We start from the raw sequence: 16,133 nt of genomic DNA, 5'->3' as shown, positions 1-16,133 counted from the left end.
CCTCTAGTCCGTTTCAGTTCGCGGGGTTCGTCGCGAGCGCGGTATGGGCAGGGCTGGTGCCGCCACGCTTCTTCAGAACCGCCTCGGTGATCGAGTTGGGAAGCGGCCGGGGCCGCTCCGACCGCGAGATCAGCGGCAGGATGATCAGGAAATGCGCGAAATAATAGGCTGCGCAGATCTGGCTGAGGATCACGTAGAACGCCGTCGCCGGTGCGCCGCCGCAATAGCCGAGCACCAGGATGTCGACGACCAGCACCCAGAACGCGATCCGCGCCTTGGGACGATAATTGTTCGACCGCACCGGCGAATTGTCGAGCCAGGGCAGGAAGAACAGCAGCAGGATAGAGCCGAACATCGCCAGCACGCCCCACAGCTTCGCTGGCAGGATGAAGTCCGCGGTGAAGGCGCGCAGGATCGCGTAGAACGGCCAGAAATACCATTCGGGGACGATGTGCGCGGGCGTCGAGAGCGGGTTCGCCGGGATGTAGTTGTCCGGGTGGCCGAGATAGTTCGGGAAGAAGAACAGCAGGCCGGCGAACACGAGCAGGAAGATGCCGAGCCCGAAGCCGTCCTTCGCGGTGTAATAGGGGTGGAACGGGACGGTGTCCTGCTCGCCCTTCACATCGACGCCGGTCGGGTTGTTCGAGCCCGGGATGTGCAGCGCCCAGATGTGCAGGATGATGACGCCCGCGATCACGAACGGCAGCAGATAATGCAGCGAGAAGAAGCGGTTGAGCGCGGCGTTGTCCGGCGCGAATCCGCCAAGCAGCCAGATGCGGATGGTGTCGCCGACGAGCGGGATCGCCGAGAAGAACCCGGTGATGACCTGCGCGCCCCAGAAGCTCATCTGCCCCCAGGGAAGCACATAGCCCATGAACGCGGTCGCCATCATCAGCAGGAAGATCGTGACGCCGAGCAGCCACACCATCTCGCGCGGGGCCTTATACGAGCCGTAATAGAGCCCGCGGAAGATGTGCGTGTACACGACGATGAAGAACATCGACGCGCCGTTGGCGTGCGCATAGCGCAGGAACCAGCCCGCATTGACGTCGCGCATGATGCTTTCGACCGAGTCGAACGCGACCGTGCCGTTGGCGGCATAATGCATCGCGAGCACAATGCCCGTGACGATCTGGATCGCCAGTGCGGCGCCGGCGAGGACGCCGAAGTTCCAGAAATAATTGAGGTTGCGCGGAACGGGATAACCGCCGCCGAGCGAGTTGTAGACGAGCCGGGGAACGGGAAGCCGCTCATCCAGCCACCGCGTCAGCGGCAGCTTCGGTTCGTATTGCTTGGCCCAGGGAAAGCTCATGTCGTTTTCCTCAGCCTACCGTGACGACGGTGTCGGAGTTGAAGGCATAGTCCGGCACGTGGAGGTTGGTCGGTGCAGGGCCTTTGCGGATGCGCGCGGCGGTGTCGTAGGCCGAGCCGTGGCACGGGCAGAAATAGCCGCCGAACGGGCCCTTGTTCTCGCCCTCGCCCGCGCCGAGCGGGACGCAGCCGAGATGCGTGCAGACGCCCAGCGTGATCAGCCAGTTCTTCTTGCCCGCCTTGGTGCGCTCCTCGAGCGTCTGCGGATCGCGCAGCGTCGAGACGTCGACCGCGTCGGCCTCGGTGATTTCCTTCGGCGTCAGGTTGCGCACGAATAGCGGCTGCTTGCGGAACGACGTCTTGATCGCCTGGCCGGGCAGGATCTTCGACAGGTCGATTTCGGTGGTCGACTGCGCGAGCACGTCCGCGGACGGGTTCATCTGGTTGATGAGCGGCAGGACGATCGCGACCGCACCGACGCCGGCAAAGGAGACCGCGGCAATGTTGATAAAATCACGACGGCGTGGGTCGTGAGCCGCCTCTTCGAAGGGTTCTGGCGTTTCGCCTGGAGGAACCATGTCGTCGACTGCAGCCATTCATCTCGCCCTATACGTTCTTATATCGTGGGCACCGCGGGCAACGCGTTCGTTCGAACCGTGTGCCCACCATGCCTGACCGTCCCCACGGAGGCAGGGGCGGTGATAGACGGCGCAAGCCCGCTTTGCCAACAGCATTTTGACCCGGCGGGGTTTCCCGCTAGTGACCCGGCCATGCGTATCGCCCTCTACCAGCCTGATATCGCCGGCAATGTCGGCGCAATTCTGCGGACCGCCGCGTGCCTCGGATTGGGGGTCGACCTGATCGAACCGATGGGATTCACGTGGAGCGAAAAGGCGGTGGCGCGGTCCGGGATGGATTATGTCGGCGCGGTCGACGTCGTCCGGCACGTCGACTGGGACGCGTTCCTGGGACAGGTCAGCGGGCGGATCGTGCTGCTGACGACCAAGGGTGCGGTGCGGCTCGACGCGGCGGCGTTCCGTGCGGACGACGTCCTGCTGATGGGCAGCGAAGGCAAGGGCGTCCCCGACGACGTGCATGCGCGCGCCGACGTCCGCGTGGTGATCCCGATGCGGCCGGGGCTTCGCTCGATGAACATCTCGGTGGCGACCGCGATCGTCGCGGCAGAGGCCTTGCGACAGACCGACGGCTGGCCGGCCTAGGGGGTGGTTCCCGCCCCCGTCATCCTGACGAAAGTCAGGACCCAGGGTAACGCGCGCCGCCGTTTGTGGTTCTGGGTCCTGACTTTCGTCAGGATGACGGGGGACTGTGATGAGCGCCGTTTGCCTATTAACGGCCCCCCTCCCCGCCCCGTTCCAGATCGGGTAGGGATGGCGCCATGATCGAACTCGACCCCCAGCAAGCCGCCGCCCGCCACTGGTTCGAATCGCTGCGCGACCGCATCTGCGCGGCGTTCGAGGCGATCGAGCGCGAGGCGGGCTCCGATGCCGCGTTCGCCTATACGCCGTGGGACCGGGTCGATCCGTCGGGCGGGCCGGGCGGCGGCGGCGTGATGGGCGTGATGAAGGGGCGCGTGTTCGAGAAGGTCGGCGTCAACGTCTCGACCGTCGGCGGCACGTTCGAGGGCGAGTTCGCCAAGTCGATCCACGGCGCGGGCGACGATCCGCGTTTCTTCGCGACCGGGATCAGCCTGGTCGCGCACATGGCGAACCCGCACGTGCCTGCGGTGCACATGAACTGCCGCTTTCTCAACACCACCAAGCGGTGGTTCGGCGGCGGCGGCGACCTCAACCCGCCGCTGCCGATCGCCGAGGACACCGCCGATTTCCACGCGACGATGAAGGCGGCGTGCGACGCGCACGACCCCGCTTATTATCCGCGGTTCAGGGACTGGGCCGAAACCTATTTCTACATCCCGCATCGCAAGGTCGAACGCGGTGCCGGCGGGATCTTCTTCGATCATCTCGATGGCGATTTCGACGCGAATTTCGCGTTCACGCGCGATGTCGGCGAGGCGTTTCTCGACGCCTATCCGCGGATCGTGCGGCGGCGGATGGCAACGCCCTTCACCCCGGCGGAAGAGGCCGCGATGCTCGAGTGGCGTGGGCGCTATGCCGAATTCAACCTGGTCTATGACCGCGGGACGCTGTTCGGGCTGAAGACGGGCGGCAATATCGACGCGATCCTGATGAGCCTGCCGCCGCGCGCGACATGGTCGTGACGGGCGCCTGACGCGGTGGCGCTGATCCCCGTCGCGAACGACGTGCTGGCGACGATCGTCACCACGCTCGAGATGCGGCGGAGGCCGCCGCTTCGGCCAATCCCGGGGTCGCGCTTCCGGCTGGTGCGCTGGGAGCGCCCGGCGATCGACCGCTATCGCACGCTGTTCGCGCGCGTCGGTGCGCCGTGGCTGTGGTACTCCCGGCTGGTGATGGCCGAACCGGCGCTGTCGGCGATCCTCGACGACCCGCTGATCCAGGTCCACGCGGTGACCGATCCGGCGGGGATCGAGGTCGGGATGGTCGAACTCGATTTCCGCCAGCCCGCCGCGTGCGAGATTTCGTATTTCGGGCTGGTGCCCGAGCTTGCCGGCCAGGGCCATGGCCGGTGGCTGATGGCCGAAACGCTGGCGCGCTCGTGGAACAAGGGCGTCGAGCGGGTGTGGCTGCACACCTGTACGCTCGACCATCCCGGCGCGCTCGGCTTCTACCGGGCGCAGGGGTTCGTCGCGATCAAGCGGACGATCGAGACGTTCCCCGACCCGCGCACCAGCGGCGTCCTGCCGCGCGACGCCGCGCCGCAGATCCCGCTGCTCGCCTAACGATACAGCCGGCGATAGACCGACACGGCGATCAGTGCGGTCGCGATCCCCGACGCGGTCGCCGCGACCGCCGCCCCTGCATCGACCAGCGCGATCGCTATGGGATTACCCTGCCCGCTCGCGCGCATCGCTCGGTCGAGCGCCATGAAGGGCGCGCCGAGCAGCCAGCCACTGAGATAGCTGAACGCCGAAAGCGACATGAGCTGCAGCCCTGCGCCACGCGTCAGCGACAGGCTGCGACGGATCGCGGCGAACGCGCCGATCGGCCCCTCGCTGACCAGCACGGGCCCGGTCAGCATCGTCCGCCCGAGAATATACAGGCCGGGCAGCGCATAGAGCAGCAACCCCGCCCCCGCGGGCAGCGAGACGAGGATCATCGCCAGCAGATAGCGCGGCAGGATTGCGCCGCACCGCTTCAACGCGGTCAGCACGTCGACGCGGTCGCGGTCGAGATACAGCGCATAGACGAGCGCCATCCCGAAGAAGCTCAGCGCATAGGCCAGGCAATACCAGCCGCCGTTCGTCCCGGCCCAGTCGGTGACGGCTTCGGCCCAGGCCAGCGCCTGCGTCTCGTCGCCGCGCGCATCCGCTTCGGGCATGGGCGGGTCGGGAACCACCAGCGCCAGCGCGAAGGCCGGCAGGAACAGGAACGGTCCGACGATCCGCACCAGCAGATCGCGGTCCCGCTTGAACAGGGTCCAGGCGTCCTTCAGGACCCCGGCAAAGTCGATTTTCATTCGGCGGTCGGCTTCTCTCGTGTGGCGACATACAGTTGGGCGGTGAAGACATAGGCAAGCGCCATCAACGCTGCACTGACGAATGCGCCCGCAATGCCCGCAAGGAAAAGCGCGGTCGCGACCTGTTCGCCGCCAAGGATCAGCCGGAACACGAGGCCGACGACCGCCTGCGCGGCGAAGGTCGCGACGCCGAACACGATCGCGAACAGCAGCAGGACGCCGACAAGCCGCCATGTCAGCCCCCGGCTCAGCGCGATCGCACGACGGATCGCGCCAAGGCCGAGCCGCTCGTTGAGCACCACGGCGGTGACGAGCATCAGCCGCGCACTGGCCCAGAAGGCGAGAATGATCAGCGCGAGCCCGTACAGGACGATGAAGATCGCCACGCCCGGCGCGAGCGACGGCATCGACTGCGGCGTGTTGGCGTTCGCCGCGTCCGATGCGGCGGCGAAGTCGAACCCGGTCGCGGCGAGCGCGATGACGATCGGCGCCATCAGCAGCAGCGCGATGACGCCGATTTCCAGCGAGACGCCGATCGTCGGCAGCAGGCGCGCGGTCGCCTGCCGATAGGCGGAGGATCGATCCGTCGACGGGTGCGTCGCCAGCGCCAGGATCGCGAGCGATCCCCAGATCGAGAGGACCGCCGACGCGATCCCGACCACGAACGTCAGCAGCTGCGCAGCGGGCGGCTGAGGCGCGAGCAGCACCAGCGCGCCGTTGACGATCGGGGGCAGCACCAGCGTCAGAAACGCGACCGACGCGATCACGCCGCTGCGCCCGCTCAGCACCTCGGTCGTCCGGTCCCAGACCCGCTCGATCGTCACCCGCCGCCCCGTCGTTCCGTCTGTCGCCATCTGTCTGATCCCCCGCACGATCCGAACCCAAGGCCCGAGCCCCAAGGCCCGGCCCCCAGCCCCGAGCAAAAGCCCCGGGCCATCATCATGCCGACCTGTCCGCGGTCGCCGCGGGTCGATCGACCATAAGCGCGGAGGACTAGCCGAACCTCCCGACCTTGACCACCGGTGTCGATCGCGGACGCGCTGCACCGGAAACCGGGCCCGCTTGCATCGCGCACCTCGAATGCGCAGATGGGCCGGGTGACGATATCTCCCACCCCTGGCACCGCCCCCGGTTCGCCCGATGCGTCCCAGCCCCCGGCCACGCCCGGTTCGCCGACCCTGCCGGGCGATATCGAATGGCGGACGAGCGCGGGGTTAAGCCCCTACGCCGCGTCGCTGGCGGAGATGGAGGCACGCGCGGCCGCGGTAACCGCGGGGGACGCACGCGAGCTGATCTGGCTGCTCGAGCATCCCCCGGTCTACACCGCGGGGACCAGCGCCGATCCGGTCGATCTGGTCGATCCACGTTTTCCGGTATTCGATACGGGGCGCGGCGGCAAATATACCTATCACGGCCCCGGTCAGCGGATCGGCTATCTCGTGCTCGACCTCGGCCGGCGGGGGCGCGACGTCCGCCGGTTCGTCCACGCGCTTGAGGACTGGGTGATCGCAGCGCTCGGCGAACTCGGCGTGGACGCGTTCTCCGTCGAGGGTCGGGTCGGAATCTGGACGCGCGACCCGTCGCTCGGCGGCCGCGAAGCCAAGATCGGCGCGATCGGCGTACGCGTCAAACGCTGGGTCACGCTGCATGGCTTTGCCGTCAACATCGACCCCGATCTCTCGCATTTCGGCGGAATCGTCCCCTGCGGACTCGCCGAATTTCCCGTGACGAGCCTGAAAGCGCTTGGCATTCGTGGCGATATGGCAACTTTTGATGCCGCCCTGGCGTTGACGCGCAGCACGTTCCTTGAAACACTTTCTTTGGCTCAAGAAAACGAGGCTTGAGGGCCAGGCCTTAACAGATTAATGTCCACCACGATTTGGGTATATACCTGGCCTTCAGGGCTACCAAATCCTCTATCTAGGGAGCTTCCAATGCGTTCACTCATCTCCAAGGTTCTGACCGGCTCGCTGATCGCCAGCGCAGCACTCGCCGTTTCGGCATGCGGTCCGAAGACCGAGACGACCGACAACACGATGGTCACCGACATGAATGCCACCGAGGGCATGGACACGATGACCGACAACATGACCGCCGTTGACGGTGCGATGAACGACGGCATGATGGCCAACGACACCATGATGGCGAACGACACGATGATGTCGAACGACACCATGATGACCAACAACATGATGTAATTTCCGGTTTCGGAAATTGACGTGATGCGGAGGGCCGCCCGGGAAACCGGGCGGCCCTTTGTCATTCCGGCGATCGGACGGGACATCCGCGACCGCTGCTCGTTTCGGTTGCGACGAAAAAGCGACGCGAGAGGCGTCACGAAGCGCCTGTCGAAAGGTTCCAACCCCTCGAAAACAGTTGGGAGTTGCCGCGAAACGCTCTAGAATCGCCGGCAGCGAATGCCCGGGGAGTTGGGAATGAAGATGGTGCGTACTGCGCTGGCGCTTTGCGCGGCGACGGGGGGAATGGCGCTGGCACAGCCCGCTTCCGCCCAGTTTTTTCTGCAGTCCCGTGATTTTTCGGCACCCGCCGTCACGGGCGACGAGGCGGATCTCGGCCAGGCGATGCCCGACGCGACCCCCGCGGAACGCCGTGCGGCGATGGTCTGGCACATGCGCGCGGCGCTGAACGTCGCGGCGCTGCAATGCCAGTTCGAGCCGACGCTGCTGACCGTGTCGAACTATAACGCGATCCTCGACGACCATGACGTCGAGCTCAAGACCGCGTTCGACACGATCAGCAAATACTTCCTGCGCGTCAACAAGGCCAAGGGCGTCAAGGCCGGACAGGCCGCACTCGACCAGTTCGGGACGCGGACCTATTCGAACTTCGCGACCGTCGCGGCGCAATATGGCTTTTGCCAGACCACCGCGTCGATCGGCCGTGACGCGCTGTTCACGCCGCGCGGCCAGTTCGGCGACCTGACGCTGGCGCGCACGCGCGAGCTGCGCAACAGCCTGATCCCGTGGGGCGAGCAGCGCTTCCCGCGCTATATCGGGCGCGACCGCGTCAAGATGCCGCGGCTCGATGCGATCTGCTGGAACAAGAAGGCCGAATGGGTTGCCAAGAAGTGCGGCGCACAGGATTGGCCGCCCGCGGTGGGCGTGGGCATCGCCAACCGCTGAGCATGACGCCCCCCGGTCCCGATGGGCCGGGGGGCTTTTTCATGGGTCCTGACGTTCGTCGGGAGGACGTGACGCGCAAGCGCCGGTCTAGCGCAGACCCAGCATCTTGTGCGTCTGGAGCGACAGCCGCCATTGCGGGCGTTCCATCACCAGCGCGACGCACGCGTCGCGGTTCGCATCTGCCTGCGGGTCGTCGAGTGGCTGGAGCAGCAGGTTGGCGAAGTCCCAGCGCTCCACGTCGGCGATGTCGGTGCCGGGCTGCGGCCAGACCAGCTTCAACTCGTCACCGCTGCGCTGGACGACGATGCTGCCCGCCTTCGGACTGATGCAGACCCAGTCGATCCCGGGGTGGACCGGGAGCGTGCCGTTGCTTTCGATCGCGATCCTGAAGCCCGCGGCGTGGAGCGCGTCGACGATCGCATCGTCGATCTGGAGCATCGGCTCGCCCCCGGTCAGCACGACGAAGCGGTCCTGCTCGCCTGCACCCCAGAAGCCCGAAACCGCGTCGGCAAGCGCCTGCGCATCGGCGAACTTGCCGCCGCCAAGACCGTCGGTGCCGACGAAATCGGTGTCGCAGAACCGACATACTGCGGTGCTGCGGTCCTGCTCGCGCCCCGACCAGAGGTTGCAGCCGGCAAAGCGCACGAACACCGCGCGACGCCCGGCATTCACACCCTCGCCCTGCAGCGTCAGGAACATCTCCTTGACCGCATAGCTCATCGTCAGACGGGCTTCACGGCGTAGAGCGTGGGATCGGCGATCCCCGCCTCGTCGAAACCACGCGACCGGAGGCGACAGCTGTCGCACTCGCCGCAATGCCTGCCGTCGGGGGCCGGATCGTAGCACGACCAGCTGAGCCCGAGATCGAGCCCGAGCCGCGTGCCCTCGCGGACGATATCCGCCTTGGTCATGTGCTGGAGCGGCGCCTGGATGCGGAACGGGTCGCCCTCGACGCCGGCCTTGGTCGCGAGTTCGGCGAGGCCTTCGAACGCGGCGATGAATTCCGGACGGCAATCGGGATAGCCCGAATAATCGAGCGCGTTGACGCCGATATAGATGTCGCGCGCGCCCGCCGCCTCGGCCCAGCCGAGCGCGAGGCTGAGGAAGATCGTGTTGCGCGCCGGCACGTAGGTGACGGGGATGCCGCCGCCGTCCTCGGTGCCGAGGCCGTCCTTGGGAACGGCGATATCGGCGGTCAGCGCCGAGCCGCCAAACGCCGACAGGTCCATCGGAAGGACGATATGGCGTTCGGCGCCGAGCGCGGTGGCGACGTTGCGGGCGGCATCGAGCTCGATGCGGTGGCGCTGGTTGTAGTCGAACGACAGCGCGAGGAGGCGGCGCCCGGAGTCACGCAGCATCGCTGCGGAAACCATCGAGTCGAGGCCACCCGAGACGAGGGCGACCGCTAGGGGAGCAGGAGATGTCATGATGCGCGACGCGCTAGGCCAGACCGCGGCAAAAAGAAAGGGCCGCCCGAAGGCGGCCCTGAGGTTGGCGCTTGCAGCGCCTCAAGGGAGAAACGTGCTGAAACCTGTAAAGCACGAGGAGACCGATACCGCCGCAAGGTGAAGGCCGCGTTAACGAGGCCACGTTTCAGGCATCCACAGGGACCGGAAATTTCTTCGCGCAGAACGCACAGTCGACCTGGATGAAGCCGGTTTCGTCCGCCATCGACCGGCGCTCGTCCAGCGGGAACTTCGCGATCACGCCCTTGATATAGTCGGGATCGCAGCGGCAGCCGCGCATGATCGGAATGTCCGCGAGAATGCGGACGTCCTCCTCCTCGTTGAACAGCCGCCACACGAGCGTCTCGAGCGGGAGCGCCGCGTCGGTGAGTTCGTCCGCGCCCATCGTGTTGCCGAGCGTGGCGACATGCTCCCATTCGGGATGGTCGAGCTTGGTATGCAGCCGCTCGCGCCCGTCCTCGCCTTCGGGAAGGTGCTGGAGGAACAGCCCGCCCGCGACGCAGCGACCGTCGGGGCCCTTGGCCATGCCGGTGCGGACCATCGTCGGGATCTGTTCGGACTGCGTGAAATAGCTCTGCGCCGCCTGCGACAGCGTGTCGCCGTCGAGCGGGACGATGCCCTGGTAACGCTCGTTGCTGCTCGCCATGTCGAAGGTGATGGCGAGATAGCCCGCGCCGAACAGCGCGAACAGGCTTGGGTCGGTTGGGACTTCAGCGAGCTTGGCGGCGTCATATTCGATGTATCCGCGGACTTCGCCGCCGCGATAATCGCAGACCAGCAGCTGGACGACGCCATTGTCGGTGCGCGTCTGCATCGTCAGCTGGCCGCTCGAATCCTTCAGCGTCGAGCCGATCAGCGCGGCAAGCGTCAGCGCCTCGGCGAGCAGCTTCTCGATCGCGGGCGGATAGGCGTGCGCTGCGAGCACCTCGTCGAGTGCGGTGCCGAGGCGGACGACACGGCCGCGGGCGCTGCGGGCGGGAATCGCGAACGCCAGCGCGCGGTCGAGATCGGTCATGTTGGGGTCGTTCAAAGCTTCACCTCGTCATCACAACGCCGACCGTCATCCCAGCGAACGCTGGGATCTCGTGCCGCAAGGGCATTCTCCGTTATCGGGAGATCCCAGCGTGCGCTGGGATGACGGGCAGGCGAAGGGTGGAAATGGGGAGCTCGCCCCGCCCCTTCAACCGATCTGGCCGAAGCACCAGCGCAGCACGGATTTCTGCGCGTGGAGGCGGTTTTCGGCCTCCTGCCAGATCAGCGACTGCGGGCCGTCGATCACCTCGGGCGTGACCTCCTCGCCGCGATGCGCGGGGAGGCAGTGGAGGAACTTCGCGTCGGGCCGGGCGCGCGCCATCAGCGCCGCGTCGACCTGATACGGCGTCAGCGCCTTCAGCTTGGTCTCGGCATGTGCCTGCCCCATCGAGATCCAGGTGTCGGTGACGATGATGTCCGCCCCCTCGACCGCCTCTTGCGGCGACGCGACGACACGCGCGCGGCCCTTGCCAAGCGCGACGTCCGTGTCGGTCGGCTGATACCCTTGCGGACACGCGGCGACGACGTCGAACTGCATCAGCCCCGCCGCCTCGACGATCGAGGCGAGCACGTTGTTGCCGTCGCCGAGCCACGCGACCTTGAGGCCGGGCAGCGCCTTGCCGCACTCGATGATCGTCAGCAGGTCGGCCATGATCTGGCACGGGTGCGACGCGTCGGTCAGGCCGTTGATGACCGGGACGCTGGCATAATGCGCCATCTCCTCGATCTTGGCGTGATCGTCGGTGCGGATCATGATCGCGTCGACATAGCCCGACAGGATGCGCGCGGTATCGGCGACCGACTCGCCGCGGCCGAGCTGCATCGAACCCGCGTCGGACACGATCGAGGTGCCGCCGAGCTGGCGGATCGCCATGTCGAACGAGAAACGCGTCCGCGTCGAGTTCTTCTCGAACACCATCGCCAACGTATGGCCGGCAAGCGGCGCATCGGCATCGGCGCGGCCCTTGGGGAAGCCCGCGCGCGCGGCCTTGCGATCAAGCGCGTCGGCAAGCATCGCGGCGATACCGTCAGCGCCGGCGTCGGTGAGGTTCAGGAAATGGCGGGTCATAAAATCTTCCCCTGCAAGGAAAGGGGGACCGCTCGCGCAGCGAAGCGTGGATGGGTCTCCACGCTCACTGGGGGCGACACCCCTCCACCAGCTGTACTGGCCCCCTCCCCCGCTGGGGGAGGAGTAGATGATCAATCGTCGGCGGCGGGCACATAGACGCGCGCGGCGGTCGACAGCTTGTCGATGCACTCGGCGATGTGGTTCTCGTCGATCACCAGCGGCGGCAGGATGCGAATGACGTTCTCGCCCGCCGACACCAGCAGCAGATTGTGATGATCGCGCGCGAACGCGACGAACGCGCGGCTGTCGCTCTTGAGCTTGAGCCCGAGCATCAGCCCGGTGCCGCGGACGCTGTCGAACAGGTGATCGTGGTTGGGGATCATCTGCTCGAGCCCCTGCCGCAACCGGTCGCCCATCGCGGTCACGTTGTCGAGGAACCCGTCCTCGAGGATCACGTCGAGGATCGCCTCGCCCGCCGCCATCGCGAGCGGGTTGCCGCCATAGGTCGAGCCATGCGTGCCCGCGACCATGCCCTTGGCCGCCTCCTCGGTCGCGAGGCACGCGCCGAGCGGGAAGCCGCCGCCAATGCCCTTGGCGACCGACATGATGTCGGGGGTGATGCCGTACAGTTCATGCGCGAAGAACTTGCCCGTCCGGCCATAGCCGCACTGGACCTCGTCGAGAACGAGCAGCAGCCCGTGCTCGTCGCACGCTTTCCGCAGCCCCTGGAGGAATTCGGGGCTCGCCTGGCGGATACCGCCCTCGCCCTGGATCGGCTCGACCAGGAAGCCCGCGGTGTTATCGTCGATCAGCGCGAGCGCGCCCTCGAGATCGTTGAACTTGGCATAGGCGAATCCGGGCAGCAGCGGCTCGAACCCGTCACGCATCTTCGCCTGGTTGGTCGCCGAGATGGCGCCAAGCGTGCGGCCGTGGAACGCGGTGTCGAACGTGATCAGCGTGTGACGCTCAGGATTGCCGTTGGCGAAATGATAGCGCCGCGCGGTCTTGATCGCGCACTCGACCGCTTCCGCACCCGAGTTGGTGAAGAACACCGTGTCGGCGAACGTGTTGTCGACGAGACGCTGCGCGAGATGCTCGCCCTGCGGGCTGCCGTACAGGTTCGACACGTGCATCAGCGTGGCGGCCTGGTCGGCGATCGCCTTGGTCAGATGCGGATGGCCATGGCCGAGCGCGTTGACCGCGATGCCGCTGGCGAAATCGAGATATTGCTGGCCGTCCTCACCGAAGAGGTACGCGCCCTCGCCTCGGACCGGACGCACGCCACACCGCGGGTAGACGGGCATGAGCGGGGTGATGGTCACAGGCGCTTCCTCTTCGAAACGAGAAGGGCGGCCCGTGATGGACCGCCCCGGAGGCGCCTAATACCGGTGACGGGGGATGGGCGTCAACACCGCGGGCGACGTGCGCTGCTCTGTCCTATCCGTACCAAGACGCCGACGTCGCTTGCGGCACCCCGGCGGCGCGCGCAGTCTTCGCGCCGGCCCGGTCCGACGTCGCAAACGCGCCCGCCCGAGTCGAGTCGCGTCCCCATCGAGAGGAGGTTGACGGATGAAACGCTTTGCGACCGGCCTGGCCCTGCTGCTGGCCACGGCCCTTGCTACCACCCCCGCGCTTGCCAAGGGGGTGTTCGACGGCACCTGGAAAGGAGACGTAAGGGCGGGCAAACCCGCGGAGAAACCCTCGATCGTCCTCGTTCAGGCGGGCATCTTCAGCTGCACGACGTGCAAGCCCGCGCTCAAATTCCCCGCCGATGGCGCGTTTCACCCGATCGCCGGCAACCCCTATTATGACGCCGCGTCGGTTGCCGTGGTCGATGCGACGACGATCAAGCGGGCGTTCCGGAAGGGCGGCAAAACGGTCGCCGAGGCGACGGTGACGCTGGCCGCGGACGGGCAGAGTTCGTCGTCCGCCTTTGTCGACCGCACCGCCCCGAGCGGCGTCGAGGTGACGGGGACGACGGTCAACGCACGCGTTGCGCCTGCCCCGCCGGGCGCGCATGCGTTATCGGGCGCGTGGCGCGAAACCACCGATACGCAGGTGTCCGACACGGGCCTCGTCTTCACCTTCGCGCAGGAGGGCAAGACCATGACCTTCTCGACGCCGACCGGCATATCCTATGTCGCGACGATCGACGGCCCAGCGGCGGCGGTGACCGGCGACCCGGGGTGGACGAAGGTCGCGCTGAAACAGACCGGACCGACGACGCTGGTCGAGACGGACTATGAGGGCGACGTGCCGATCGGCACCTACACCATGTCGCTGTCGCCCGACGGCACGACGATGACCAGCGCGGTCAACGACCTGAAGTTCGGGAAGACCTCGACGATGGTCGCGCACCGGCAGTGATCCGGGGGCAGTGATCCGGGGGCAGTGATCCGGGGGCAGTGATCCGGGGGCAGCGGGGCGGCGATCGGACCGCCCCCGCTGCTCCAACGATCACGCGTCGATCGCTTCCTCGTCGAGCCGGCCGGCATTCTCCTGGATGAAGGCGAAGCGGTGCGCGGGGTTGTTGCCCATCAGGCGGTCGACGAGATCCTTCACCCCTGCGCGTTCCTCATATTCCTGCGGAAGCGTGATGCGGAGCATGCCGCGCGTCGCGGGGTCCATCGTCGTTTCACGAAGCTGGCCGGGGTTCATCTCGCCAAGCCCCTTGAAGCGGCCGACATCGACCTTCTTGCCCTTGAACACCGTGCGTTCGAGTTCGGCGCGGTGCGCGTCGTCGCGCGCATAGACGCTCTTGGTGCCGACGGTCAGGCGATAGAGCGGCGGCTGCGCGAGATAGAGGTGCCCGCGGCGGACGATGTCGGGCATCTCCTGGAAGAAGAACGTCATCAGCAACGTCGCGATATGCGCGCCATCGACATCGGCGTCGGTCATGATGACGACGCGTTCGTAGCGCAGATTGTCCGCGACGCAGTCCTTTCGCGTGCCGCAGCCGAGCGCGAGCGTCAGGTCGGCGATCTCCTGGTTCGCGAAGATCTTCGCGCTGGTCGCGGACGCGACGTTGAGGATCTTGCCGCGGATCGGCAGGATCGCCTGCGTCTTGCGATCGCGCGCCTGCTTCGCCGAGCCGCCAGCCGAGTCGCCCTCGACGATGAACAGCTCGGTGCCCTCGGGCGAGTTGGCGGAACAGTCGGTCAGCTTGCCGGGCAGGCGTAATTTGCGCGCAGACGTTGCGGTCTTGCGCTTGACGTCGCGTTCCTGCTTGCGACGCAGGCGCTCGTCCATCCGCTCGAGCACATAGTTCAGCAGCGCCTTGCCGCGGTCCATGTTGTGGCTGAGGAAATGATCGAAATGGTCGCGCACCGCCTTTTCGACGAGCCCCGCGGCCTCGGGGCTGGTCAGCCGGTCCTTGGTCTGGCTCTGGAACTGCGGTTCGCGGATGAACACCGACAGCATCAGCTCGCTGCCGATCATCACGTCGTCCGCGCTGATATCCTTGGTCTTCTTGTTGCCGACCAGATCGCCGAACGCGCGAAGCCCGCGCACCAGCGCCTGCCGCAGCCCCTGTTCGTGCGTGCCGCCATCGGGGGTCGGGATGGTGTTGCAATACCAGCTGTACGAGCCGTCGCTCCACAGCGGCCACGCGATCGCCCATTCGACGCGGCCCTGCGTCTCGCCGTGCGCGCTCGGGAAATCCTGCGAGCCCGAGAAGAAGTCCGCGGTCGCGCATTCGCGGCCCGCGACCTGGTCGCGCAGATGGTCGGCGAGCCCGCCGGGGAACTGGAACACCGCCTGCGCGGGCGTATCATCGCTGATCAGCTCGGGCGCGCAGTGCCAGCGGATCTCGACGCCCGCGAACAGATAGGCCTTGGAGCGGACGAGCTTGTGCAGCCGCTGCGGCTTAAAGTTGAGCTCATTGCCGAAGATCTCGGTGTCGGGGGTGAAGGCGACGCTGGTGCCGCGGCGGTTGGGGGTGGTGCCGAGCCGCTCGATCGGGCCAAGCGTCTGCCCCTTGGCGAAGCGCTGGCGATAGAGCTGGCGGTCGCGCGCGACCTCGACGACCGTGTCCGACGACAGCGCGTTGACGACGCTGATGCCAACGCCGTGCAGACCGCCCGAGGTCGCATAGGCCTTGCCCGCGAACTTGCCGCCCGAATGCAGCGTCGAGAGAATGACCTCGAGCGCGGACTTGTCGGGGAATTTGGGATGCGGATCGACCGGGATGCCGCGGCCATTGTCGACGATCGTCAGGCGGTTGCCGGGCTCGAGCGTGACCTCGATCCGCGTCGCGTGACCCGCGACCGCCTCGTCCATCGCATTGTCGAGCACTTCGGCGGCGAGATGGTGCAGCGCGCGCTCGTCGGTGCCGCCGACATACATGCCCGGGCGGCGGCGGACGGGTTCGAGCCCCTCGAGCACCTCGATCGAAGAGGCATCATAGGTCGGGGCGGTCTTGGGCTGGGACGTGAACAGGCCTTCTGGCAGGTCTTCTGGCATGGCTCGGTATATGGCGCAGCCGGCGATCCACGCAAGCGATCAGCGCTGTTGCGCGAAAGCCACACCATGAACTTT

General features: G+C 66.8%; 17 protein-coding genes. 7 read left to right on the top strand and 10 right to left on the bottom strand.

Annotation, left to right across the window (positions count from 1 at the left end):
- Window positions 1–13 precede the first annotated feature (13 nt).
- Together AC0CH3_RS03860 and petA are read right to left on the bottom strand one after the other, a co-directional pair.
- Entirely contained in the window at window positions 14–1,312 is a 1,299-nt protein-coding gene (locus AC0CH3_RS03860; RefSeq protein WP_465237625.1) for a cytochrome b, read from the bottom strand.
- A 10-nt stretch (window positions 1,313–1,322) separates the two neighbouring features.
- Complete coding sequence (petA, locus tag AC0CH3_RS03855; protein ID WP_056022189.1) at window positions 1,323–1,889, bottom strand: ubiquinol-cytochrome c reductase iron-sulfur subunit; 567 nt, start codon at window positions 1,887–1,889, stop codon at window positions 1,323–1,325.
- A 192-nt stretch (window positions 1,890–2,081) separates the two neighbouring features.
- On the opposite strand from petA, the gene AC0CH3_RS03850 reads away from it, so the two are divergent.
- The 3 genes from AC0CH3_RS03850 to AC0CH3_RS03840 all read left to right on the top strand — a co-directional run bounded on the left by AC0CH3_RS03850 (window position 2,082) and on the right by AC0CH3_RS03840 (window position 4,150).
- The gene (locus tag AC0CH3_RS03850) at window positions 2,082–2,531 is read left to right on the top strand and encodes a tRNA (cytidine(34)-2'-O)-methyltransferase (RefSeq protein WP_354302942.1); all 450 of its coding nucleotides are present in this window, start codon (window positions 2,082–2,084) and stop codon (window positions 2,529–2,531) included.
- A 176-nt stretch (window positions 2,532–2,707) separates the two neighbouring features.
- Window positions 2,708–3,550: an oxygen-dependent coproporphyrinogen oxidase gene (hemF, locus tag AC0CH3_RS03845; protein WP_354302944.1), complete on the top strand. Its 843-nt coding sequence runs from the start codon at window positions 2,708–2,710 to the stop codon at window positions 3,548–3,550.
- A 15-nt stretch (window positions 3,551–3,565) separates the two neighbouring features.
- The gene (locus AC0CH3_RS03840) at window positions 3,566–4,150 is read left to right on the top strand and encodes a GNAT family N-acetyltransferase (RefSeq protein ID WP_354302946.1); all 585 of its coding nucleotides are present in this window, start codon (window positions 3,566–3,568) and stop codon (window positions 4,148–4,150) included.
- Here the strand turns inward: AC0CH3_RS03840 and AC0CH3_RS03835 are convergent.
- Both AC0CH3_RS03835 and AC0CH3_RS03830 read right to left on the bottom strand, forming a co-directional pair.
- Entirely contained in the window at window positions 4,147–4,887 is a 741-nt protein-coding gene (locus tag AC0CH3_RS03835; protein ID WP_056020746.1) for a hypothetical protein, read from the bottom strand. The genes AC0CH3_RS03840 and AC0CH3_RS03835 overlap by 4 nt on opposite strands.
- A complete protein-coding gene (locus tag AC0CH3_RS03830; protein WP_333996192.1) occupies window positions 4,884–5,741 on the bottom strand; it encodes a hypothetical protein in 858 nt (285 codons plus the stop codon). The genes AC0CH3_RS03835 and AC0CH3_RS03830 overlap by 4 nt, the downstream gene beginning before the upstream one ends.
- A gap of 324 nt (window positions 5,742–6,065) precedes the next feature.
- Here AC0CH3_RS03830 and lipB point away from each other — a divergent pair, with 324 nt between their 5' ends.
- The 3 genes from lipB to AC0CH3_RS03815 all read left to right on the top strand — a co-directional run bounded on the left by lipB (window position 6,066) and on the right by AC0CH3_RS03815 (window position 8,030).
- On the top strand, window positions 6,066–6,731 hold the full coding sequence (lipB, locus tag AC0CH3_RS03825) for a lipoyl(octanoyl) transferase LipB (protein ID WP_354303554.1): 666 nt from the start codon (window positions 6,066–6,068) through the stop codon (window positions 6,729–6,731).
- A 90-nt stretch (window positions 6,732–6,821) separates the two neighbouring features.
- Window positions 6,822–7,085, top strand: a complete 264-nt coding sequence (locus tag AC0CH3_RS03820) for a hypothetical protein (RefSeq protein WP_056020741.1) — start codon at window positions 6,822–6,824, stop codon at window positions 7,083–7,085.
- A gap of 237 nt (window positions 7,086–7,322) precedes the next feature.
- Window positions 7,323–8,030 carry a hypothetical protein gene (locus tag AC0CH3_RS03815; protein ID WP_056020737.1) on the top strand — a complete coding sequence of 236 codons (708 nt, stop codon included), beginning with the start codon at window positions 7,323–7,325 and terminating at the stop codon, window positions 8,028–8,030.
- A gap of 87 nt (window positions 8,031–8,117) precedes the next feature.
- On the opposite strand, the gene queE is transcribed toward AC0CH3_RS03815, so the two are convergent.
- The 5 genes from queE to AC0CH3_RS03790 form a co-directional block, all read right to left on the bottom strand.
- The gene (gene queE / locus AC0CH3_RS03810; protein ID WP_056020734.1) at window positions 8,118–8,750 is read right to left on the bottom strand and encodes a 7-carboxy-7-deazaguanine synthase; all 633 of its coding nucleotides are present in this window, start codon (window positions 8,748–8,750) and stop codon (window positions 8,118–8,120) included.
- Window positions 8,751–8,752: 2 nt separating this feature from the next.
- A complete protein-coding gene (gene queC / locus AC0CH3_RS03805; RefSeq protein ID WP_354302951.1) occupies window positions 8,753–9,457 on the bottom strand; it encodes a 7-cyano-7-deazaguanine synthase QueC in 705 nt (234 codons plus the stop codon).
- 166 nt (window positions 9,458–9,623) lie between these two features.
- Window positions 9,624–10,511 (bottom strand): Hsp33 family molecular chaperone HslO, encoded by an 888-nt coding sequence (gene hslO / locus AC0CH3_RS03800; RefSeq protein ID WP_354302953.1) that lies wholly within the window; start codon window positions 10,509–10,511, stop codon window positions 9,624–9,626.
- A 165-nt stretch (window positions 10,512–10,676) separates the two neighbouring features.
- On the bottom strand, window positions 10,677–11,597 hold the full coding sequence (argF, locus tag AC0CH3_RS03795) for an ornithine carbamoyltransferase (RefSeq protein WP_354302955.1): 921 nt from the start codon (window positions 11,595–11,597) through the stop codon (window positions 10,677–10,679).
- Window positions 11,598–11,728: 131 nt separating this feature from the next.
- On the bottom strand, window positions 11,729–12,919 hold the full coding sequence (locus AC0CH3_RS03790; RefSeq protein ID WP_354302957.1) for an aspartate aminotransferase family protein: 1,191 nt from the start codon (window positions 12,917–12,919) through the stop codon (window positions 11,729–11,731).
- 247 nt (window positions 12,920–13,166) lie between these two features.
- Between AC0CH3_RS03790 and AC0CH3_RS03785 the strand changes: the two genes are divergently transcribed.
- Entirely contained in the window at window positions 13,167–13,964 is a 798-nt protein-coding gene (locus tag AC0CH3_RS03785; protein WP_354302959.1) for a hypothetical protein, read from the top strand.
- A 90-nt stretch (window positions 13,965–14,054) separates the two neighbouring features.
- Here AC0CH3_RS03785 and parE read toward each other — a convergent pair whose 3' ends face one another.
- Window positions 14,055–16,058 carry a DNA topoisomerase IV subunit B gene (gene parE / locus AC0CH3_RS03780; protein ID WP_354302961.1) on the bottom strand — a complete coding sequence of 668 codons (2,004 nt, stop codon included), beginning with the start codon at window positions 16,056–16,058 and terminating at the stop codon, window positions 14,055–14,057.
- Window positions 16,059–16,133: the final 75 nt, after the last annotated feature.

Source organism: Sphingomonas sp. AC449 (genome assembly GCF_979253475.1).
This window is presented reverse-complemented; position numbering and strand designations above follow the sequence as displayed.

What these genes read in the sequence shown, in the direction of transcription:
- queE (WP_056020734.1), bottom strand. Translation starts at nt 8,750, where the DNA reads ATGAGCTATGCGGTCAAGGAGATGTTCCTGACGCTGCAGGGCGAGGGT.
- argF (WP_354302955.1), bottom strand. Translation starts at nt 11,597, where the DNA reads ATGACCCGCCATTTCCTGAACCTCACCGACGCCGGCGCTGACGGTATC.
- AC0CH3_RS03815 (WP_056020737.1), top strand. Translation starts at nt 7,323, where the DNA reads ATGAAGATGGTGCGTACTGCGCTGGCGCTTTGCGCGGCGACGGGGGGA.
- AC0CH3_RS03785 (WP_354302959.1), top strand. Translation starts at nt 13,167, where the DNA reads ATGAAACGCTTTGCGACCGGCCTGGCCCTGCTGCTGGCCACGGCCCTT.
- AC0CH3_RS03850 (WP_354302942.1), top strand. Translation starts at nt 2,082, where the DNA reads ATGCGTATCGCCCTCTACCAGCCTGATATCGCCGGCAATGTCGGCGCA.
- petA (WP_056022189.1), bottom strand. Translation starts at nt 1,889, where the DNA reads ATGGTTCCTCCAGGCGAAACGCCAGAACCCTTCGAAGAGGCGGCTCAC.
- hslO (WP_354302953.1), bottom strand. Translation starts at nt 10,511, where the DNA reads ATGACCGATCTCGACCGCGCGCTGGCGTTCGCGATTCCCGCCCGCAGC.
- hemF (WP_354302944.1), top strand. Translation starts at nt 2,708, where the DNA reads ATGATCGAACTCGACCCCCAGCAAGCCGCCGCCCGCCACTGGTTCGAA.
- AC0CH3_RS03820 (WP_056020741.1), top strand. Translation starts at nt 6,822, where the DNA reads ATGCGTTCACTCATCTCCAAGGTTCTGACCGGCTCGCTGATCGCCAGC.
- queC (WP_354302951.1), bottom strand. Translation starts at nt 9,457, where the DNA reads ATGACATCTCCTGCTCCCCTAGCGGTCGCCCTCGTCTCGGGTGGCCTC.
- AC0CH3_RS03835 (WP_056020746.1), bottom strand. Translation starts at nt 4,887, where the DNA reads ATGAAAATCGACTTTGCCGGGGTCCTGAAGGACGCCTGGACCCTGTTC.
- parE (WP_354302961.1), bottom strand. Translation starts at nt 16,058, where the DNA reads ATGCCAGAAGACCTGCCAGAAGGCCTGTTCACGTCCCAGCCCAAGACC.
- AC0CH3_RS03830 (WP_333996192.1), bottom strand. Translation starts at nt 5,741, where the DNA reads ATGGCGACAGACGGAACGACGGGGCGGCGGGTGACGATCGAGCGGGTC.
- AC0CH3_RS03860 (WP_465237625.1), bottom strand. Translation starts at nt 1,312, where the DNA reads ATGAGCTTTCCCTGGGCCAAGCAATACGAACCGAAGCTGCCGCTGACG.